General features: G+C 70.4%; 18 protein-coding genes. 5 read left to right on the top strand and 13 right to left on the bottom strand.

Going from position 1 to position 19,251, the window contains the following annotated elements:
- Positions 1–133 precede the first annotated feature (133 nt).
- Both ACSQ14_RS09420 and ACSQ14_RS09415 read left to right on the top strand, forming a co-directional pair.
- Positions 134–1,006, top strand: a complete 873-nt coding sequence (locus tag ACSQ14_RS09420; protein WP_436012000.1) for a kinase — start codon at positions 134–136, stop codon at positions 1,004–1,006.
- A gap of 104 nt (positions 1,007–1,110) precedes the next feature.
- Positions 1,111–1,503, top strand: coding sequence for a hypothetical protein (locus ACSQ14_RS09415; protein ID WP_436011998.1), 393 nt, complete (start codon positions 1,111–1,113; stop codon positions 1,501–1,503).
- Between the two features lie 110 nt (positions 1,504–1,613).
- On the opposite strand, the gene ACSQ14_RS09410 is transcribed toward ACSQ14_RS09415, so the two are convergent.
- From ACSQ14_RS09410 to ACSQ14_RS09395, 4 genes are all read right to left on the bottom strand, one after another.
- The gene (locus ACSQ14_RS09410) at positions 1,614–2,912 is read right to left on the bottom strand and encodes a glycosyltransferase (RefSeq protein ID WP_436011996.1); all 1,299 of its coding nucleotides are present in this window, start codon (positions 2,910–2,912) and stop codon (positions 1,614–1,616) included.
- Positions 2,913–3,145: 233 nt separating this feature from the next.
- Entirely contained in the window at positions 3,146–3,340 is a 195-nt protein-coding gene (locus ACSQ14_RS09405; protein WP_436011994.1) for a hypothetical protein, read from the bottom strand.
- A 15-nt stretch (positions 3,341–3,355) separates the two neighbouring features.
- Positions 3,356–4,060, bottom strand: coding sequence for a sugar transferase (locus ACSQ14_RS09400; protein WP_436011992.1), 705 nt, complete (start codon positions 4,058–4,060; stop codon positions 3,356–3,358).
- 190 nt (positions 4,061–4,250) lie between these two features.
- On the bottom strand, positions 4,251–5,798 hold the full coding sequence (locus tag ACSQ14_RS09395) for a sigma 54-interacting transcriptional regulator (RefSeq protein ID WP_436011990.1): 1,548 nt from the start codon (positions 5,796–5,798) through the stop codon (positions 4,251–4,253).
- 537 nt (positions 5,799–6,335) lie between these two features.
- Between ACSQ14_RS09395 and ACSQ14_RS09390 the strand changes: the two genes are divergently transcribed.
- On the top strand, positions 6,336–7,037 hold the full coding sequence (locus ACSQ14_RS09390) for a Crp/Fnr family transcriptional regulator (RefSeq protein ID WP_436011988.1): 702 nt from the start codon (positions 6,336–6,338) through the stop codon (positions 7,035–7,037).
- Here ACSQ14_RS09390 and ACSQ14_RS09385 read toward each other — a convergent pair.
- Genes ACSQ14_RS09385 through ACSQ14_RS09370 form a run of 4 tightly spaced genes read right to left on the bottom strand, consistent with a single transcriptional unit; the run spans position 7,028 to position 12,429 of the window.
- Positions 7,028–8,344 (bottom strand): NAD(P)/FAD-dependent oxidoreductase, encoded by a 1,317-nt coding sequence (locus ACSQ14_RS09385; protein ID WP_436011986.1) that lies wholly within the window; start codon positions 8,342–8,344, stop codon positions 7,028–7,030. The genes ACSQ14_RS09390 and ACSQ14_RS09385 overlap by 10 nt on opposite strands.
- 13 nt (positions 8,345–8,357) lie before the next feature.
- Positions 8,358–9,107: an SDR family NAD(P)-dependent oxidoreductase gene (locus ACSQ14_RS09380; RefSeq protein ID WP_436011984.1), complete on the bottom strand. Its 750-nt coding sequence runs from the start codon at positions 9,105–9,107 to the stop codon at positions 8,358–8,360.
- The gene (locus ACSQ14_RS09375) at positions 9,104–10,435 is read right to left on the bottom strand and encodes an FAD-binding oxidoreductase (RefSeq protein WP_436011982.1); all 1,332 of its coding nucleotides are present in this window, start codon (positions 10,433–10,435) and stop codon (positions 9,104–9,106) included. Before ACSQ14_RS09375 ends, ACSQ14_RS09380 begins: the two co-directional genes overlap by 4 nt.
- The gene (locus ACSQ14_RS09370) at positions 10,432–12,429 is read right to left on the bottom strand and encodes a UbiA family prenyltransferase (RefSeq protein ID WP_436011980.1); all 1,998 of its coding nucleotides are present in this window, start codon (positions 12,427–12,429) and stop codon (positions 10,432–10,434) included. Before ACSQ14_RS09370 ends, ACSQ14_RS09375 begins: the two co-directional genes overlap by 4 nt.
- A gap of 263 nt (positions 12,430–12,692) precedes the next feature.
- On the opposite strand from ACSQ14_RS09370, the gene ACSQ14_RS09365 reads away from it, so the two are divergent.
- Positions 12,693–14,399, top strand: coding sequence for a glycosyltransferase family 39 protein (locus ACSQ14_RS09365; protein ID WP_436011978.1), 1,707 nt, complete (start codon positions 12,693–12,695; stop codon positions 14,397–14,399).
- Between the two features lie 18 nt (positions 14,400–14,417).
- Here the strand turns inward: ACSQ14_RS09365 and ACSQ14_RS09360 are convergent, their stop codons facing one another.
- Positions 14,418–14,819 (bottom strand): hypothetical protein, encoded by a 402-nt coding sequence (locus ACSQ14_RS09360; protein ID WP_436011976.1) that lies wholly within the window; start codon positions 14,817–14,819, stop codon positions 14,418–14,420.
- 223 nt (positions 14,820–15,042) lie between these two features.
- Here ACSQ14_RS09360 and ACSQ14_RS09355 point away from each other — a divergent pair, with 223 nt between their 5' ends.
- The gene (locus tag ACSQ14_RS09355) at positions 15,043–16,494 is read left to right on the top strand and encodes a DUF2252 domain-containing protein (protein ID WP_436011974.1); all 1,452 of its coding nucleotides are present in this window, start codon (positions 15,043–15,045) and stop codon (positions 16,492–16,494) included.
- Between the two features lie 53 nt (positions 16,495–16,547).
- Here the strand turns inward: ACSQ14_RS09355 and ACSQ14_RS09350 are convergent, their stop codons facing one another.
- From ACSQ14_RS09350 to ACSQ14_RS09335, 4 genes are all read right to left on the bottom strand, one after another.
- Positions 16,548–17,453: a universal stress protein gene (locus ACSQ14_RS09350; RefSeq protein WP_436011972.1), complete on the bottom strand. Its 906-nt coding sequence runs from the start codon at positions 17,451–17,453 to the stop codon at positions 16,548–16,550.
- Between the two features lie 103 nt (positions 17,454–17,556).
- Positions 17,557–18,090: a nuclear transport factor 2 family protein gene (locus ACSQ14_RS09345; protein ID WP_436011970.1), complete on the bottom strand. Its 534-nt coding sequence runs from the start codon at positions 18,088–18,090 to the stop codon at positions 17,557–17,559.
- Between the two features lie 115 nt (positions 18,091–18,205).
- Entirely contained in the window at positions 18,206–18,802 is a 597-nt protein-coding gene (locus ACSQ14_RS09340) for an NAD(P)H-dependent oxidoreductase (protein ID WP_436011968.1), read from the bottom strand.
- A gap of 34 nt (positions 18,803–18,836) precedes the next feature.
- The gene (locus tag ACSQ14_RS09335) at positions 18,837–19,247 is read right to left on the bottom strand and encodes a MerR family transcriptional regulator (protein ID WP_436011966.1); all 411 of its coding nucleotides are present in this window, start codon (positions 19,245–19,247) and stop codon (positions 18,837–18,839) included.
- Between the last annotated feature and the right edge of the window lie 4 nt (positions 19,248–19,251).

The raw sequence follows: 19,251 nt of genomic DNA, 5'->3' as shown, positions 1-19,251 counted from the left end.
CGGTCCCGCGCTCGCGAAGCGACGCCGGAGCCAAAGCGGGAACTCCGGCTTTTTTGTTTCCAGAGCCCGGCGCGACCGGTAGGTCGCAGGACGAACCTGCCTGGATCCCCGCTTTCGTGGGGACGAGCGGAGAATGGAGCGCCGCGTGGCGGACCACTGGATCAAACGTTTCCTCGCCGACCAGGGCTTGCCGGAAAGCTTCCGCGCGACGCTCGACAACATCTGCGAACCGCTCGCCGCCCGCGCCGCGCGGCTCCGGCAGACCCGGCGCAAAACGGTGCTGATGGGCCTGTGCGGCGCGCAGGGCTCGGGCAAGACGACCATCGCGACGGCGACCGTGCGGATGCTGGAGGACCGCGGCCTCTCGGCCGTGGCGATTTCGCTCGACGACTTCTACCTGCCCCGCTCAGCGCGGGAGCGGCTAGGGCGCGAGGTCCATCCCCTGCTGGCCGTGCGCGGACCGCCCGGCACGCACGACGTCGCCATGGCCGGCGCCGCGCTCGATCAGTTGCGGTCCCGTGGGCGGATCGCCCTGCCGGCCTTCGACAAGGCCGCCGACGACCGCAAGCCGCGCGCCGCGTGGCGCACGGTGGCCACCCCGGTCGACGTGGTGATCTTCGAGGGCTGGTGCGTCGGCGCCCGCGCCCAGGGCGCGGCGGCGCTGAGCCAGCCCGTCAACGCGCTGGAGGCGGACGAGGACCCGGACGGCAGCTGGCGCGCCTACGTCAACGCCCAGCTCGACGGGCCCTATCAGACCCTGTTCGACCGGCTGCAGGAACTGGTGCTGCTCCAGGCGCCGAGCTTCGAGGCGACGCTGGAATGGCGCCTCGAGCAGGAGCGCAAGCTGATCGCCCGCGAAGGCCGCGGCATGACCGACGCCGAGGTCGCCCGTTTCGTCGCCCACTATGAGCGACTGACCCGCTGGATCCTCACCGAGATGGCGGAACGGGCCAACCTGGTCTTCCCGCTGGCCGCCGACCGGACCCCGCTCGCCGGGCGGCTCTGAGTCGGCTCGGGCGATTGCGGCTCGCTGTCCTGCGAATCTAAGTTGCGACCGATTCGCATTTGAACCACCCTGGCGATCTTGCTTTCGCTGAGGGACCGCCGGGGATGAGGCCTGATCCAGTTACGACGACCCGGACGATCGCGCCGGCGCCGGCAGAGCGACTTCTCATCGCCAGCTTCCGCGACTGGGCTTTCGCCCGCGAGGCGGGACGCTCGCCGCACGACGCCATGCCGGCGGGCCTCGCCGCCCACGCCGGCAGCGCCGCGGCCGCCTGCTTCTTCGCCCTCGTCCGGGCCCTCGAGGCGATCAGCCTGCGCCCCCTGGAGGTCGCTTGCCGGCACTGCGGCGGCGCCTCGACCGACCTGCAGCGCCTGGTCGTGGCCTGCGGCGTCGCGCCGGTGAACCCGCGCCTGGGCGAACAGCTTCTGGCCCCGTTGGTCTCCGATCCCAGGTTCGTGGTCCGGCTGGGGCGCGGGCTCAACCTCGCCCTGACCTAGCGGCTGGCCCCTGCCCGCGCGCCTCGATCTGCCCGAGCCCGAGGCCGCGCACCCGCCACGCCCCACGGTGCACTGACCGCGCGCCGGGCGGAGTCCGCCCGCACCGCCTGTCAGGCCCGAATGACCGAGAGCACGCCCTCGTCGAAGCGCTCGGGCGTGAAGCGCGCGGCGCTGCGGACCGCCGCAGCCGGGTCGAAGTGGCGCAGCCAAGCCTCCATCGCCTCAACGCCGGCGATCAGGCTCTCCTTGGTCTGCTCGCGGAAGAACAGGCCGGTCACCCCCGGCGTCACCGTCTCCAGCGCACCGCCGCCGCCGTAGGCGAGCACCGGCCGGCCGGACGCCAGGGCCTCGACGGGGATGATGCCGAAGTCCTCCTCCGCCGTGAACACCAGGGCGCGGCAACGCGCATAGGCGCGGCGCAGATCGTCGTAGGACACCCGCGGCACGATCTTGACGTTGGGCCGCGCGCGGCGCTTCAGGTCCGCCAGCATCGCCCCGTCGCCGATCATCAGCAGCGGCAGGCCCAGGTCGTTGAACGCCTCGACTGCGAGGTCGGCGCGCTTGTACGGCGTCGTCTGCCCGACCCAGAGATAGTGGCCGTCGAGTTCGTCCGAGGGCCGGTAGGCCGAGACCTCGACCGGCGGATGGACCACGGTCGAGGGGCGACGCCAGGCCTTCTCGATCCGTTGCTGGATGAAGCCCGAGTTGGCGATGATCCGGTCGACCCGCGCAGCCGAGACGCAGTCCCACTCCCGCAGCATGTGGGTGAGGATGGGAATGCCCAGGCGCGAGAGGCGCCCGGCCGACTGGAGATAGTCGTTGTAGTGGTCCCACAGATAGCGCATCGGCGAGTGGCAGTAGCAGACGTGCAAGGCGCCGGGCGGGGCGATCACCCCCTTCGCCGGGCCGGCCTCGCAGCTGAGGATGAGGTCGTAGCCGCGCAGGTCCAGTTGCTCGAGCGCCAGCGGCATCAGCGGCAGATACTTCTGATAGAGCCGTTTGCTGGCGGGCAGTTTCTGAATGAAGGTGGTGCCGGCGACCCGCTCCCGGATCACCTCGCTGACCCCCTTGGGATCGTAGACGTGGGTGAAGACGTCGGCGCGCGGGAACAGCCTCAAGAGCCGCTCGAGCACCCGCTCCCCACCGCGCATCCTGACGAGCCAGTAGTGGATGATGGCGACCCGCGGCTCGTCGCGCAGGCGCGCGCGATGCACCGCCGGAGCCCAGCCGGCCGACGCGGAGAGCAGGCCCGGCGTCCGGCGCGCCAGCCCCCCGGCGTCGAAGCTCGCCGAGAAGGTGCGCAGCTCTGCGGCCGGCGTCCCAGGAGCCGCCGGGGAGACGGAGAGCTTCCCGGCGCTCGCGAAGGCCACTGGCTGCGCCCCCTGCCGCCCGATCTGAACTTCCGCCATTGCGTACCCCTCAGCCTCAGGCGCCGTGGGTCCGCCATGCAAACCTGGCCGGACCCGCCACAGCCGTCAGGTTTCGCGGACGCCTTGGGCCGCCGAAACCAAGCTCAATGCAATCAAGGTCAGGCCGACGGGGCGGGCCAGCAATCGGCCGCCGGAGCCACGGCCGAGACTTGCCTCGCCTTGCTCCGATCTCGCCAACGCCGGAGGCGAGATGCGCGACCCTGGACGGTCACCTAGACCATTCCCGCAGGCGGCGTGCGCCCGCGCGCCTGCTCGACGTCCTCGAACGCCTCCCGAAGGCGCGTCCTTGCGCTGGACTGATCCGGCGCCTCGCCGGCGGCGACCACGTCGCCGGTCTCATCCCAGAGCCGCCAGGTCCAGCCCTGCTCGGCCTGGCACATCGAATAGGCGAACAGCGACTCTTCCATGGGGACCTCCGCAACTCAGCGTGAGCCCTGGCGGAACAGCACCGCGGGGACGGTTCGATAGATAATCCAGAGGTCGAGCCCCGGGCTGCGGCGCAGCGCGTAAAGCGTGTCCAGCGCCACCCGCGTGGCATAGGCCACGTCGTTGCGGCCGCTGACCTGCCAAAGCCCGGTGATCCCGGGCTTCACTGCGCCGTAGCAGCGGAACCGGCGACCGTAGCGGGCGATCTCGGACTCGACGATCGGACGCGGGCCGACGAGGTTCATCTCGCCGCGCAGCACATTGATCAACTGCGGCAGCTCATCGATGCTGGAGACGCGCAGGAAGCGACCGAGCTGGGTGATGCGTGGATCCTTGCGCAGCTTCTGCTCCCGCTCCCATTCCTCGAGCGCGGCGGCGTCGCGCGACAGCAGTTCGGCCAGCCGCGCCTCGGCGTCCACGACCATGGTCCGGAACTTGAGGCAGGCGAAGGTCTCGCCGCCCCGCCCGATCCGCTGCTGGCGGAACAGCACCGGGCCGCCGTCCTGCAGCAGCACCGCCAGCGCCGTCGCCAGCATCAGCGGAAGCACGAAGATCAGCGCCAGCAGCGCCAGCAGCCATTGGATCGCCGCCCAGGCCCGGGGCGCCAGGCCCGCGCCACGCCGGCCCGACGCCTGCGTGCCGGCCTCCGACGCGCGTGATCGGATCTCGAGGGCATGCTGATTGCGAGCAATGGCAGACATGGCGAGCCTCCGCACCAAGCAAATCCGATCCGTTCCGACGCACGCGCAACCCCGCGCACCGCTTTCCGAGCGCTCCCAAACCGTTTGTGAAATCTATGTCCGCCACTTTTACTTCGCGGCGTTTCGTTCAACGGAACGCCATTTCACGGCGCATCAGCACGGCGAACAAGGCGATCGCCGAGACGTCACCCTATACTTTTGGATGTGCCACGCCGTTGACATTCCCCGACGCCGCCCGCTCCAAGTTGGGCATAAGAGGCGCCGTGACCCGGGCGCTGCTTTGCGCGCCGCTATCCCGCGGAGCGCCGCGCCGCTGCCGGCGACGCAGCATCACCTCGACGCCCCGATCCTCGATCTTCTTGCGCAAGGTGTTGCGGTTAAGCCCGAGGAGGGCGGCGGCCCGCAGCTGGTTGCCGCGGGTAGCGGCCAGGGCCATCTGGAACAAGGGCCGCTCCAGCTGGTCGAGCAGGTGATCATAGAGGCCGGCTGGCGGCGGCGAGTTCGCCGGGTCGGCGAGATAGCCGGAGAGGATCCTCTCCACCAGGCGCGACAGCGGCTGATCGCCGTGCGCTTCGTCGGTATCGGGGCGCCGAACCTCGACCAGTTCGCGCTCGACGATGCGGGCGGAGATCACGTCCTCGCCGTAGAGGGCGCAGATCCGACGGATCAAGTTCTCCAGCTCACGCACATTTCCCGGCCACCGGTGCCGCTTCAGGCGTTCGACCGCGGCGGTCTCGATGGTCTTCGCCGGCAGCCCCTCGCGCGCGGCCCGCAACAGGAAGGCGCGGGCCAGATCAGGGATGTCGTCGATGCGCTCGCGCAACGGCGGCAGATGCAGCGGCGCGACGTTCAGCCGGAAGAACAGATCCTCGCGGAACAGCGCCTGCTGCATCAGCGCCCGCAAGTCCCGGGTGGCGCCCGCGACCAGTCTGGGGTTCGCCCGGCGGCGGCCGCTCGGATCGACGCCAGGCTCGGCGTGCTCGATGATCCGCAACAGCTGCATCTGGGCGTCGAGCGACAGGCTCTCGATTCCGTCCAGAAACAGGGTGCCGCCAGCGGCCTGGATCAGCTTGCCTGGGGCGCCGTCGTCGTCGCCGAGGAGCGTGGCCTCGATGCGCTCACCCGCAACGGCCGCGACGTTGGCGACCACGAAGGCCCCGTCGCGCCGGCGGCCCATGTCATGCAACACCCGCGCGACCAGTTCTTTGCCGGTGCCGGACTCGCCGGTGATCAGCACCGGCAGGTCCGTGGTCACCAGCCGCGCCACGGTTCGGTAGACCTCCTGCATCGGGGCGGACCGGCCGATCAGCGGCAGGCGGTCGTCGCGCGCCGCGCGCGCCTGGGCCTTGGCGGCTTCCGGATCCGCCGGCCCACGCAAGGCCCGCTTCGCCGCGGAGATCACATCCTCAACCTCGAACGGCTTGGGGAGATACTCGAAGACCTCAGCCTCGGCGGCGTTGATCGCGGTGAGCACGTTGTTCTGGGCGCTGATCAGGATGATCGGCAGCTTCGGCCGTTCCTTGCGGATGCGCGGCAGCACATCGAAAATGTTCTCGTCGACCATCAGCACGTCGCTGACCACAAGGTCGGCGTCGCCCTCCGCGATCCACTTCAGCAGGGTGGCGACGTTGCCTGTCGCGCGCACCTGGAAGCCGATCCGCGTGAACGCCTGGCTGAGCACCAGCCGGATCGAGGCGTCGTCATCGGCGATCAGGATCTTCTTCTCGACGGTTCGCATGCGCTCGGGCCCTCGGAAGTCGCCGGCCGGCCGCGACCACGGCCAAGCCGGTCGTTTTGCCTCTGAAATCCTCCCAATTTTCTGTTCGTTGGCGGCTCGGCGCCGATGGACGCAGGCGCTCCGGCCGCACCCGGGACCTTGAGCCCTCGGGAACGCCGCCTGTTGGCGGGAGATGAGGATCGGCGAAATACTCAGCCCCGTCCCACATAATTGATGGGACACTGCGAAGCTTGGTGGAAGAAGGCTCGCGGCGACAGCCCAAATCATTGAACCAAATGGACAACGTTTGATCGGCTCATCGCCGATCAGCCGCCGCACTGTTTTGAGAGCACCTAATCCACCAGCGCGGAAACTCGGTTATACTACCTTCAGTCGCCGACTTACACGCACCATCGCCGAATATCCGCGCACAATGTGCATGGTTTTTGACAGTTGCTGGCGACGATTTGCCGACAATTGAACATCCCCGCGTCAGCCGCGGCGTCAGCCCACCAAAGGTTAGTCTCTTCACGCGCCAGGCGTGGCTGCTGAAGCGCCATGTTGCAGCGCAATCGCAGCTTCGGCACGTCGATGGAACGGGCGGCCCGCGGCCTGGCTCGCATCTGCGATCTCGCGCCGGCGGACGCCGAGCGGCTGGACGAGATCGACATCGCTTTTGAGCGCTGCCCGGCAGGCGCAGCCATCCGTCCACCGGCTGCAGCGCCTCGGCTCGTCTGGTTGCTCGACGGATGGGCGTGCGAAGCCTGCGAGCTTCCCGACGGGCGCCGGCAGATCGTGTCTTTCGCCGTACCCGGAGACGTGGTGCGTCTCCCGCACCCCACGCCGCGCTGGACCGTCAGGGCGCTGACCCTGGTCGAGTCCGTCGATCTCGGAGTGCTGCTCACACAGATCGCCGGGCCGGCGGCGCTGGAGCGGGCCGCGCAGAGCCACGCCGCACGCGCGCTGGAGCGTGGGTACGAGCAACTCGTCCGCCTCGCCACGCGATCGCCCCTCAGCCGGATCGCCTCGCTGATGATCGAGCTGCATGACCGCCTCGACGCCGAAGGCGGCGAGTTCGCCCTCCCCTTGCGCCACGAGGAGCTCGCCGACGCGCTAGGCCTCAGCACGCTGCACGTGACCCGGTCGCTCAAGGTCTTCCGCGAACGCGGCCTGTTCACGCTGCGCTTCCGGCGGGTCAGCGGCTTCGATCGGCAAGGCCTGCTGGCGATCCGCGACGCCTCAGGCGGGAGTCACGAATAGACCGGCTCGCGGCGCGGCTGATGGTCGGTGCCGATCGCGCGGGCCATCTCGCGGGCGAGCCTCGCGCCTTCGGAGACGCCGCGGTCCTCGGGATAGTAGAAGCAGGTGTCGGCGATCTGCAGGCCGGCGATCGGGCTGCGGATCGGCGGGATCTTGGCCGCGAAGGCCGGCTCGCACACCGGCTGGGCGAACCGCAGGCGGCCGGCGCGGCTGGCCAGCCGGTCGGCCTCGGTGAGCTGCGGGTTGATGCGCTGGAGATACCCGAAGCTCTCCTCGATCAGCTGCGCGTCCGACCAGCTCCACTTCGGGTGGTCGGTGGGCATGTAGTAGGGCGTGTAGACCACGGTGTCCGGCAGCGGGCGCAGGTTGGAGAACTCGATGACGCCGGGGATCTCGATCCCGGGCTCGACGACGTTGACCCAGAAGTGCGGCGACACCGACCGCTTCAGCTTGTGCGCCACGCAGACCACGCCGATGTTGAGGATCGCCTCGTAGGCGGCCCGGGCGGCCGCGGGCAGGTCGGGCGCGAGCCGCGGCACCTGCGGCGTCGGCGTCGTGCAGATCACCGCCTCGGCCGGCAAGAACAGGTCGCCGGCGCGCACGCCGGTCACGCGCCCGCCGGCCGACTCGATGCGATCGACCCGCGCGCCCAGGTGGATGCGGCCGCCGCGGGCGGTGATGGCCTCGACCAGCGCCTTCACCAGCGTCTCCGAGCCGCCCTCGATATAGCCGAGCTCTTCTTGCAGCAGCGACTTTCGGGAGCGGCCGACGCGGCGGATCCGCGTCGCCATCCAGGCCGCGGAGATGTTCTCGGCGTACTGGTAGAACTTCAGGTCCATCAGCGGCCGCCAGAGCTTCTCGTAGACCCCCCGACCGGACCCGCGCTCGACCCAGTCGCGGGCCGAGACCGTCTCCAGGTCATCGAAACCGCGCCGCCGCGAGGTCAGGAAGACCTGCACGCCGTACCGCAGCTTTTCGACCGGGTTGAGCAGGGATGTCGTGAGCAAGGCGATCGGATCGCCCCACCGGTGCAGCCGGCCGCCGTGGAAATAGGCCATCGAGGTCTCGCGCCAGCGCATCTTGTCGGCGATGCCCAACTCCTCCATCAGCCGGAAGGTCGGCGCGTCGGGCTTGCAGACGAAGTGGTAGAAGCGCTCGATCGACAAACCGTCGAAGTCGAAGTGGGCGGCCATGCCGCCAGGAACCTTGTCGGCCTCGATCAGGTCCACCTCGTGCCCGAGCGCCAGGGCGTAGTGGGCGGCGGCCAGCCCCATGGCGCCCGCCCCTATGATCACGGTCTTCACCATCTCGGCCGCCCGCTCATAGTGCGCGCCGATGGAAGAGGGGCGCGGGGATGACCCGGATGACCAGCATGATCAGCCGCCAGAAGCCGGGCGCGTAGACGACCGGCCCGCCGGCGCCGGCGGCCTTGCGGATCATGCGCGCGACCGCGTCGGGCTTGGCCCAGAGCGGGCCGCCCTTCTTCATGTGATCGGTCATGGCGGTGTCGACGAAGCCGGGCTTGACCAGCGCCGCGCGCGCGGCCGACCCGCGCAGCGCCAGCCGGTGGGCGATCCCCTGGACCAGCACGCCGAGCCCAGCCTTCGCAGCGCCGTAGACATAATTGGACTGCCGCCCGCGATCGCCGGCGACCGACCCCACCACGACGAGCGCGCCGCTGTTCTGCGCCTCCAGCAGGTTGGCGGCCGCCAACGACCAGAGCGCGGCGCTGGTGAAGTCGGTCTCGAGGATCTCGCGGGCGTGGCCAAGGTCGACCTCGGCCCGGCTCTGATCGCCGAGCACGCCGTAGAACAGCAGCACGGCCTGCACGGCCTCGCCCCGACGCCAGGCGGCCAGCCGCTCCGCCGCCCGGCTCGCGTCGGCGAGGTCTATGGCGGCGACTTCGACGGCGCGCGCGCCCCGCGCCCGCAGGTCGGCGGCCAGTTCCTCGAGCCGGTCGGCGCGGCGGCCCACCAGGACCAGGGCGGCGCCTTCCGCGGCGTAGAGCCGGGCGGTCGCGTCGGCCATCCCCGAGGTGGCCCCCAGGATGATCACCCGCTCCCGGCTCATGACCCGCCCCGCTTCCAGAGGCCGGAGGCGAGCCCGGGGTCGGCGTGCGCGGCGAACTCCGTCAGCCGCGGATAGCCGGCGTGCAGCATGGCCCGGCTGATCCGCCCGTCCTTCGCCGCATAGAGCCGGCCGCCGGCCTGGCGCACCACCTGGTCGAGGCGCGCCAGCAGCTTGAGCGTGACGTCCCCGCGATTGGGGACGTCGAGGGCCAGGGTGACGCCCTTCATCGGGAAGGAGAGCATGCCCGGCGACGGCAGGTCGCCGAACGACTTCAGCACCGCCAGGAAGGACCCTTGCCCGCTCCGCGCGATCTGCGCGAGCGCCTCGGCGGTCGCGGCGGGCGCCTCGTCCTGCGGCAGCACGCACTGGTACTGGAAGAAGCCCCGCCCGCCGTAGATGCGGTTCCAGGCGCCGATCGCGTCGAGCGGAAAGTAGAAGGCCGCGTAGTGCGCCCTGCCCTTGCCGGCCCGCGCGGACTTCAGCCGGAAGTAGCCGGCGTTGAAGGCCCGCACGGTCATCGGATTCAGCAGATAAGATGGCGCGTCCAGCGGCACCGTCAGCCGCGGTCGGCCGTGCAGGCTGCGGTCTGGATCGGCCGTGTCGTTGGCGCGCGAAAAGATGCCCCGGCCAAGCTCCCGGCCGGCCGCCAGGCAGTCGACCCAGGCGACGGTATAGGCGTGGGTCTCGGCGCTGGCGTCAGCAAGCGCGAAGAAGTCGTCGAGGCTGTGGAAGGGAATGTCCTCCGTCTCCAGCCACGCGCCGGCCACCCGCACCAGCTGGACCTCCGCCCAGGCGATCACGCCGGTAAGGCCCAGGCCGCCGATGGTCGCGGCGAACAGGCCCGACCGTTCATCGGGGCCCAGCTCGCGAACCGATCCGTCGCTGCGCAGCAGCGCCAGCCGGCGCACGTGGCGGCCGAACGTCCCGGCGCGGTGATGGTTCTTGCCGTGCACGTCGTTGGCGATCGCCCCGCCGAGCGTGACGAACCGGGTGCCGGGGACCACGGCCGGAAACCAGCCGTGCGGCAGGACGATCCGGATCAGGTCATCCAGCGAGAGGCCGGCGTCGGCGCGCAACACCCCGGTCTCGCGATCGAACGCGTGCGCTCGGTCGAGCCCGGCCATGGCGATGACTGCGCCGCCCGGGTTCAGGCCGCTGTCGCCGTAGGAGCGCGAAAGACCGACCGCCAGGCCGCGACCAGGGTGGGCGGCGACGGCGCGGAGCGCCGACGGCAGGTCTGAGCGCCAGCGCGGACGCGCGACGGCGTGCCGGCCGCGCTGCACGCGTCCCCAGGAGGTCAGCCCGTCGGTGGTGGCGAGCGGGGTCATAGCAGGGCCGCCAGGAAGGCGACGCCCATCAGAGCGCCCAGGAAATAGCTCACCTGATCGCGCAGCGCGAAGACCACGGGGTCATGATGCATCTCGCCGCGGGTCGCCAGGGTCCAGACGCGCCCGAGCCAAAGGAAGATCAGCACCGGCGCAACCCACAGCGCCAGCGGATTGCCATAGACATCCCGCGGGAACACCTCCTCCATCAGGTACAGCAGGATGATCAGGATCGAGATCGTCGAGGCGGCCACCCCGAAGGCCAGCACCGTCGGGCGCTCCTCGTAGCGGAAGCCGCGGCCGCGGACGCTGCCGGTGGCGTCGGATCCGCCGGCCACCAGTTCAGCGAGCCGCTTCACCATCGCCAGCGAGAAGAAGAAGAACACCGAGAAGCTGAGCAGCCACGGCGACCAGGCCAGTCCCCCGGCGGTCGTTCCGGCGGCGATCCGCACGGTAAACAGCACGCCGATGATCATGCAGTCGGCCAGCGGAATGCGCTTCAGGCCCATGGAATAGGCGAGCGTCAGCACCGCGTAGAAGAGCAGGCAGGCCGCCGTCTCCGGGCCGACCAGGAACCAGGCGGCGAGCAGCACCGCCGGCAGGCCGACGCCGCCGACGATCAACCCGTCGCGCAGCTTCAGCGCCCCGCTCGCGAAGCCGCGGCTGCGCTTGCGCGCATGACGCCGGTCGCTCTGCACGTCCGCCACGTCGTTGATCATGTAGGTCAGCGAGCTCATCACGCACATCAGCGCCAGCGTGGCGCAGGTGCGCGCCAGCCCCTCCGGCGTGATCTGCCACCAGCCCAGGAGCATCGGTACGAGCACCAGCAGGTTCTTGCTCCACTGGTGCGGCCGCGCCGCCTTCAGCCAAGCCCTGAGCCCGACCGGCGGGTCGCAGATGGTCTGCTCGACCTCGGTCAGACGCGCGACGCCGCGGGCGACAGCTGGCGGGGCGACGACCACGGCGCTCTCGGCGCGCCGCCAGACGGCCAGGTCGGCGCGCGAGTCGCCGGCGTAGGAGAAGCCGCGCGGGAACGCCTCCGCGAGGACCTCGGCCTTGATCCGGCCCTTCAGGTTGCGCACGCCGTCGCTCGCGAACACCCGACCGAACAGCCCGACGCGGGCGGCCACCGCCTCGGCGACCGCGCGATCCGCGGCGGTCGCCAGGTGCAGTTCGCGCCCGCCGCGCTTCTGCTGCTGCAGATAGCTCAGCAGGGAATCGCGCAGCGGCAAGGTCTCGGCGTCGATCGGCGCCAGCCGGCCGAGCACCTGCTTCAGGCGCGCGCGGCCGCCCGGCAAGGCGCGAGCGACGGTCAGCAGCGTCAGCAACGGATTACGGAAGAAGGCCGCGGCGAAGGCCTCGTCCAAGGTGTCGGTGCGCGCCAGCGTGCCGTCGAGGTCGACGACCAGCGGCGGGCGGACCTCTGCGGGATCGGTTCGGCGCGCAGTTGGGGTCACGGCGCGCGCGTCGGTTCGCGCCGCCGGCTGTGCGGAACCGTACCGAGGCTGCAACGCCCCTGTCGGGTTGCGGCGGGGTTCGCCCGCGCTCAGGCCAACCGACTGCGCAAACGAGAAGTACCTGTGCCCCACGAACGAGGTGACCGCCGAGACGCTCAGGCCTACGGCGTGCGCCATGAACTCCGGGTAGATAGTCCAATCCATCAGCGGATAGACGACCCGCAGCAGACCGGTGCTCACCACCCAGACCTGCGCCAGCGACACGAGATTCACGACCGAAAAGCGGGCGAACTCGACCGACGCCGGCCGTTGCGAGCTCTCGAACACGAAGGTCCGCACCAGGCTGTAGGCGACCAGCATGCCCACGACCTGTGACAGCATGACCGCGATCTCGAAGCTGAAGATCGTCGAAAACAGGATCCGCGAGCCGAGATTGAAGGGCACCGAGGAACCGGCGGCGATCACGAAGCCGAGGAACCGCGCGCCCTCGTTGCCGCCAAATTTGACGCTCTCGCTGCGACCCAAGGACTGCAGCTGCATGGCGGCCTCCTCCGGCGGATCCGCGGTCTGGGACCCTTCACCTGAAGCCTAGGGTGCGGGCGGTCGCTCGGAGCCATGCCGCCGGTCGCCCGAGCGTGCATGCGGCCCATTTGGCGGGATCCCGACATTGCGGCCCTTCGAACGCCCGTCCGCCGACATGCGGCCGCCAGCGGCCGGGTCGCATCTGCGCCAAGGCGGCTGACGCTGGTCGCACGGGTGTAACCGCAGGATCTGTGGGCGGACTTGCGCCCAGGAGGCGCGACATGACGGCCATCTCCACCGACACGGCCAACCGAGGGCGCATCGACCTGGCCGGAACCTGGGCCTGGACCTGGCCCCCGGGGCTGCTGCTGCTCGTCTATGTGCTGGCGGCCGTCATCGCCGGCCCCTCAGGCGACTTTCCGCTGGGCGACGACTGGGCCTACGCGTCGACCCTTCAGGATTTTGTCCGCACCGGAATCTTCAGGCCCTCGGACTGGACCACGGCGACGCTCTTTGGACAGATCCTGCTGACGGCTCCGGTCTGCGCCCTGTCGTCGTGCGGGCCGGACGCCCTGCGGCTGACGACGCTGGGCGCCGCCCTGGTTCTGACCGCCGGGGTCTATCTGCTGGTCGGCCGAGCGAGCCGTAGTCCGACGCTGGCGACGCTTGCGGCCGCGGTCGTCGCCTTCAACCCGATCACCTTCGCGCTCGCCTTCAGCTTCATGACCGACATCTACTTCACGATGCTGGCGGTGCTGAGCGCGGCTCTGTTCCTGCGAGCGCTCGAGCAAGACGACACCGCGGCCGTCGTCCTGGCGACCGCCCTGGCGCTCGCCGCGACCCTGACCCGGCAGTTTGGCATCGCCCTGCCGCTCGGCTTCGCCGCGGCGGGCCTGCTGCGGGCGACGCGCGGCGAAGCCAGGCTGCCACGGGCGCTGATCGCGGTCCTGCCGCTGGCGGTCTGCGCCGCGGGCCTGGTCCTCTATGGCCAGTGGCTCGAAAGCACCGGACGGCTGCCCGCCGAGTCTGACGCCAAGTCGGAGCTGATCGCCCAGACCCTGTCCTCGCCGGTCGAGACCGCCAAGCGCCTGGCGCACAACCTGTCGACGATCCTGCTCTACACCGGCCTCTCCACCCTGCCCCTTCTGCTGGCGACGCGGGCGGACCAACCCTCCGCCCCGCGCACGGCGGCCTGGATCCGCTGGGCGCCGCGCGCGCTGGCCGCCGGCCTCACGCTGCTCGCCGCGGCCGACCTGCTGGCGCTGCATCGGTTGATGCCGTCGGGCGGCAACACCCTGATCCGCCAGGGCCTCGGCCCGATGCTGCTGCCCGGCGCGATCACCCCGCCGCAGTTGCCGGAGCCGTTCTGGCTGGCGGTGACGGCGCTGGCGCTGTGGGGCGCGTTCCTGCTCGCGTCGCGGGTGGCGGGGCTGTTCTGCGAGCTTGGCGTCGCCCTGCGCCGCGGCGAGCGGCCGCCGGCCACCTCGGCCTGCGTGTTCGCGACGGTTACAGCCTTCGCCTGCCTCGCGCCGACGCTGCTGTTCCCGTTCTTCGACCGCTATCTGCTCGCGCCGCTGCCGTTCGTCGTCTGCCTGCTGGCGCTCTCCGCGACGCCCGCCCCCGGCGGCTCATGGCGGATGCGCGGCGCGGTGATCCTGACCGCGTCGCTGGCGCTGTTTGCGGTCACGGCTCAGCATGACCTGATGGCCTGGAACCGGGCCCGCTGGGCGGCGCTGACGGAGCTCGAACGGCAGGGGGTGTCAGCGGCCCAGATCGACGGCGGCTTCGAGTACAACGGCCTGCGCGCCTATCGGCCGGATTATGTCGCGACGCCGGGCAAGAGCTGGTGGTGGGTCGCCGACGACCAGTACATCGTCACCTTCGGACCGGTGCGCGGCTATCGGCAACTCTCAGCCTACCCCTACCGGACCTGGTCGCCGCCGGCGCGCCGCACCATCCTTGTGCTGGAGCGAGAGACGCTTCGGTAGGTCCCGCGCCGGGTCTCGTCAGGGTTTGCGCGGAGGCGGCGGAGCCGGACGGGCCGCCGGCGGCGCCGCGGGTTCAGCCGAACCAAGCGCAGAGCCGACCTGCTGCATCGATTTGTTGAACATCGGACCGCAGCGTTGCTGGAGGTCGGTTTCCGCGGTCTTCAGGTCCATGCTCGCCGCCAGGGTCTTGAGGCTCGCAAAATCGAAATTGGGATCGCGCCCGGCGATCCGCCCCATGAAGTAGATCGCCCCACCCTGCCCCATACGCTGTTGGTTGGGGTCCTCGGAGTTTGAGAGAGCGACCATCGCCAGGAGGCAGCGCGCATCCTGCATGCTCGGCGACGTGCTGGAAGGCTGCGCTTCGGCCGCGGTGACCAGCGTTAGGGCCGCCACGACGCATGTTGATGCAAGCAGGCGCATGTCGCCCTCCGGTTCGTCGAGTCGACAAGCACGCTAACAGCGAAGCATGACCGACCGCCATGCCAGGTGACTGGTCCGGCGACGAATCTTGGGAAATCGCTCCACCGATCCGTCTTCGCCGCCCACGCTCCTGCGGGAATAATCCGCCCGGTCTTGGGGGGATGCCCGATGGCGCGCCTAGGGCGCCGGGACCCTACTTCCATTGACGATCTGGGAGATGGTGATGGCGGCAAGCTTGGAGATGCCTTCGGACTCCACGGCGAGCCCCCTGGCGAGACCTTCGTCACTTCCTGCGGCCGGCAGCCGGGATTCGGCGACGCCGGCGCGCCACAGCGCTATCGGCGAGCGCGTCGCGGCCGGCAAGGCGCTGAGGGACACCGTTGGGCGAGCCGCTCAGGGCCACTGGAAGCGGCCCGACGGACGGCCCGATCCGATCCAGCTGCTGCAGGCCGGGGACGAGGGGCGGGTGCCGGAACTCGTCCCAATCCGCTACGGCCGAATGCTGGCCTCGCCCTTCGCCTTTTTCCGAGGCGCGGCGGCGATCATGGCGGCCGATCTCGCCGCCACGCCCGCGACCGGTCTGCGCGTACAGGCGTGCGGCGACTGCCACCTGATGAACTTCGGCGGCTTCGCCACGCCCGAGCGGAACATCATCTTCGACATCAACGATTTCGACGAAACCCTGCCGGCGCCATGGGAGTGGGACATCAAGCGCCTCGCCGCCTCGTTCGTGCTGGCGGCGCGATCGCTCGGCCTCTCGGACGGCAGGGCCAAGGACGCCGCCATGACCTGCGCGCGCAGCTACCGCAGGCGTCTGGCCGAGTTCGCCGAGATGCATCCGCTCGAGGTCTGGTACATGCGCGTCACCGCGGAAGACTTTATGGCCCCGCTGGCCCCCAGCCAGCGGGCGCGCGTTCAGGCGCGGATCAACAAGGCGTCGAGGCGACCCGGCTCGGAAACGGACTTCCCGGTGCTTGCCGGCATGGTCGGCGGCGAGCTGAGCATCCGCGACACGCCCCCCTTGATCTTCCATCCGGACGCCGCTCGCGAACCCGACTTCCGTGAACGCGTCGGCCGCATCCTGGCGGCGTACCGCGAGACGCTGCCGGCGGACCGGCGCGCCTTGCTCGATCACTACCAGGTGGTCGACCTGGCCATGAAGGTCGTCGGCGTGGGCAGCGTCGGTCGCCGCTGCTGGATCATTCTGTTGATGTCGGCGTCGAACCAGCCGCTGTTCCTGCAGGCCAAGGAGGCGGCGGCGTCCGTGCTCGAACCCTACGCCGGCAAAAGCGAATACGCCCACCCCGGCCAGCGGGTCGTCATGGGGCAACGCCTTTCGCAGCCCGCCTCGGACGTCTTCCTCGGGTGGGCCACCGGCGAGGCCGGGACCGCCTACTACCTGCGCCAGCTTCGCGACGCGAAGATCAAGCCCCTGGTCGAGACCTTCGACACGGAAATGCTGCTGCTCTACGCCAAGGCCTGCGGCTGGGTGCTCGCCCGCGCCCACGCCAAGGCTGGCGGCGCGGCCGGCCTCGCCGGATACCTCGGCGCCGGCGACGCGTTCGACAAGGCGATGGGCGAGTTCGGCCTCGCCTACGCCGACCAGGCTGAGCGCGACCATGCCGCGCTGAAGGCCGCAGTGGGCCGCGGCGACATCGAGGCCTATCTGGAATAGGCGCCTCGACCGCCGCGATGTCGGGCCCCGTCGTCGCGATGACGGACTGGCGGCTATCGCGACGTGGCGGCTTTCGGCTCGCGGATCACCAGCACGTCGCCCGGCGCCGCGTGGAGGATGCGCTTGGCGACGCCGCCGATCAGGCGCTCGAACACCCCGCCCCCGCCGTGGCTGCCGATCACCACCAGGTCGACCTGCTTGTCCAGCATGTAGGCGCGGACCAGAATCTCCGGCTGGCCGCGCTCCGTCAGCACCTGCAGCCGACGTTTCTGCGCCGGCGGGAGGTCCACCTTGGCGAGGAATTCCTCGCGGGCGCGTTGCTCCATCTCGCGCCATTGCTCGCTGAACGGACCGTTGCCGAGCAGGCCGGCGTAGGGGACCTCCCAGGCGTAGAGCCCCGTCAGCCGCGCGTCGGGGAAGAACTGGCTCGCCGCCGTCAGCGCGTGTCCCGACGATACCGAGAAATCGGTCGCCACGAGGACCTCGCCGTACGGCCGGAACCGGCTTCTGACGATCAGGACCGGGGCGCACGAGGTGCGCACGAGCCGCTCCACCGTCGCGCCAATCACCTGTCGGCCGAAGGGCTCGTCCCGCGCCACGCCGGTGATGATCAGCTCTGCGCCGAGCTCCTTGGCCGCCGCCACGATGACGGCGGCGGGGACGCCCTCGCGAAACAGCACCTCGACATCCTGGACCGTCTCCGGCAGGTCGCGAACCAGATAGGCGCGCGCGGCGCTGTCCCGGTCGGGCGGACGCCGCCAGCTCGGCAGGTCGTCGACGTCGTCGCGGTCGAGCATCGCCTGGGCGTTCGGCTCGAGCACCGTCAGCACCACCAACCGGGCCTTCCACAGCCGCGACAGGTGCGCCGCACGGTCCATGGCCCGGTCGCTGCGGCAACTCAGATCCGTCGCCAGCAGGATCGTCTTCGGCGGGCGTTGGGCCCAGGCGGGAGTCTCCATGGGGCTGTCGCCTCGCGCTGCGGGACGAAGACCGTCCCGCAAGCACGACGCTCGTCACGCGCTTGCGATCCCTGATGAAGCGGTTGTGATCGATCGCCCGCGGTCAGCGGGCGGCGAAGAAGGCGTAGCTCGGGTCGTCGGGGTGTCGGCCGCCCGGCGGCACCTGCATGCCGAACGGGCCGGCTTCCCAGTCGGCGGAGTCCGGATAGTCACGAAACCAGTCGGTGATCACCGTGCGCTTGGCGATGCGCCACTCGTCGTCGCGGCGCTCGAACCGGTCGAGGTAGCGGCCGGCGCCGATCGTGTCCCGCGGCTTGCCGTCCTCGCCGCGGATCCGGTGGAAGCCGTAGAAATAGGATTCCACATTGGCCGCCGCGCCGTGCAGCTGGATCAGCACATTGGCGATCAGGTGCTGGGTCTGGTCCATGCCGCCCTTCATGATCGGCATCATCCAGGCGATCAGCTCCTCGCGCGTCCCGGAAAACGCCATGTGATCGTCGATCGCGTCGGGCCAGTAGGCGCTGCGGATCATCTCCTCGTCGCAGCGGTCGGCGCCGCGCGAATAGCGGTAGAGGCAATCGCGGATCGCTTCGCGGTCCGCGAGCTCATCCTTGATCTGCGATACGGTTCTGATCACGCGGCGTCCTCCCGAAACCGGCGGACGTTGGCGCCGCTCGGCGAGCGTCAGTCTGACCGCTGCGCCGGAAGGCTTCAATTCCCCGGGCGGCACAGCGGTTTGACCGCCAACGGCCTCAGCGGTCGAAGAAGGCGAGCTTGCGGCTGACCGCCTCGATGAAGCGGCTGCGCTGCGCGGCGGTGGCCACGTCCATCCGGTAGAGCGCCGCCCAGGCGGCCCGGCACTTCGGCGCCAGCAGGGTCCGGAAGCCGCGCAGCACCACCTTGCGCCCCGGATCGCCCATCCAGAGCCGGATGAACCAGCGCGGCGCCCCATAGGTGGTGACGACCATCAGCCGGTCGATCCCGGAAAGCGCATGGGTGGAGATCCCGCGCCGCCCGTCCAGGTCGAAGGCCACGCCCGGCAGCCACACCCGGTCGAACCAGCCCTTCAGCATCGCCGGCAGGCCGTACCACCAGGTCGGATAGATCAGCAGCAGCCCTTCGGCCTGGCTCAGCGCGGCGAGCTCGCCGGCCACCGCCGAGCGATCGGCCGAGACGTCCTCGTAGGCGCGACGCTCCCCGGCGCTCATCACCGGATCGAAGCCCTCGCGGTAGAGATCCTTGACCACCAGCTCGTGTCCGGCGCGCTCGAGCTGCGCCACGCAGCGCTCGAGCAAGGCGGCGGCGAAGCTCTCGCCGACCGGATGGCAGAAGACGATCAGGATTTTCACCGCCCGGCCTCCTCGCCCGCCGGCTGACGGCGCCTTACTTGCGCTTCAGCAGGGCGTCCAGCCGCGACTTCGCTGCTTCGAGGTCGGAGAGCGCCTCGCCGAGGCGGTCGCGGGCGGCCTCGTCCAGGTCGCCGCCCAGCAGTTCGGTGAAGCCGGCTTCCGGCGGCGGCGCCTCGCCCTGTCCCGCCGCGACCAGCCGGGCCATGCCCTGCTCGCGGTGCAGGCGCTGCACGCCCTTGATGGTGTAGCCCTCTTCGTGCAGCAGGCGGCGCACGCCCTGCAGCACGGCGATGTCCTGCGGCCGGTAGAACCGGCGGCCGCCGGCCCGCTTCATCGGCCGAATGAAGGCGAACTTGGTTTCCCAGAAACGCAGCACGTGCTGCGGCACCTGCAGCTCGTCAGCCGCCTCTGAGATCGTCCGAAAGGCTTCGGGGCCCTTCGACACCGGC

The organism is Phenylobacterium sp. LjRoot219 (genome assembly GCF_964252995.1).
In the GTDB taxonomy this organism is placed as follows: domain Bacteria; phylum Pseudomonadota; class Alphaproteobacteria; order Caulobacterales; family Caulobacteraceae; genus Phenylobacterium.
This window is presented reverse-complemented; position numbering and strand designations above follow the sequence as displayed.

Coding starts and splice junctions, on each gene's coding strand:
- ACSQ14_RS09395 (WP_436011990.1), bottom strand. CDS start 5,798: ATGCGAACCGTCGAGAAGAAGATCCTGATCGCCGATGACGACGCCTCG.
- ACSQ14_RS09380 (WP_436011984.1), bottom strand. CDS start 9,107: ATGAGCCGGGAGCGGGTGATCATCCTGGGGGCCACCTCGGGGATGGCC.
- ACSQ14_RS09355 (WP_436011974.1), top strand. CDS start 15,043: ATGGCGGCAAGCTTGGAGATGCCTTCGGACTCCACGGCGAGCCCCCTG.
- ACSQ14_RS09400 (WP_436011992.1), bottom strand. CDS start 4,060: ATGTCTGCCATTGCTCGCAATCAGCATGCCCTCGAGATCCGATCACGC.
- ACSQ14_RS09350 (WP_436011972.1), bottom strand. CDS start 17,453: ATGGAGACTCCCGCCTGGGCCCAACGCCCGCCGAAGACGATCCTGCTG.
- ACSQ14_RS09360 (WP_436011976.1), bottom strand. CDS start 14,819: ATGCGCCTGCTTGCATCAACATGCGTCGTGGCGGCCCTAACGCTGGTC.
- ACSQ14_RS09375 (WP_436011982.1), bottom strand. CDS start 10,435: ATGACCCCGCTCGCCACCACCGACGGGCTGACCTCCTGGGGACGCGTG.
- ACSQ14_RS09365 (WP_436011978.1), top strand. CDS start 12,693: ATGACGGCCATCTCCACCGACACGGCCAACCGAGGGCGCATCGACCTG.
- ACSQ14_RS09390 (WP_436011988.1), top strand. CDS start 6,336: ATGTTGCAGCGCAATCGCAGCTTCGGCACGTCGATGGAACGGGCGGCC.
- ACSQ14_RS09410 (WP_436011996.1), bottom strand. CDS start 2,912: ATGGCGGAAGTTCAGATCGGGCGGCAGGGGGCGCAGCCAGTGGCCTTC.
- ACSQ14_RS09370 (WP_436011980.1), bottom strand. CDS start 12,429: ATGCAGCTGCAGTCCTTGGGTCGCAGCGAGAGCGTCAAATTTGGCGGC.
- ACSQ14_RS09385 (WP_436011986.1), bottom strand. CDS start 8,344: ATGGTGAAGACCGTGATCATAGGGGCGGGCGCCATGGGGCTGGCCGCC.
- ACSQ14_RS09420 (WP_436012000.1), top strand. CDS start 134: ATGGAGCGCCGCGTGGCGGACCACTGGATCAAACGTTTCCTCGCCGAC.
- ACSQ14_RS09415 (WP_436011998.1), top strand. CDS start 1,111: ATGAGGCCTGATCCAGTTACGACGACCCGGACGATCGCGCCGGCGCCG.
- ACSQ14_RS09405 (WP_436011994.1), bottom strand. CDS start 3,340: ATGGAAGAGTCGCTGTTCGCCTATTCGATGTGCCAGGCCGAGCAGGGC.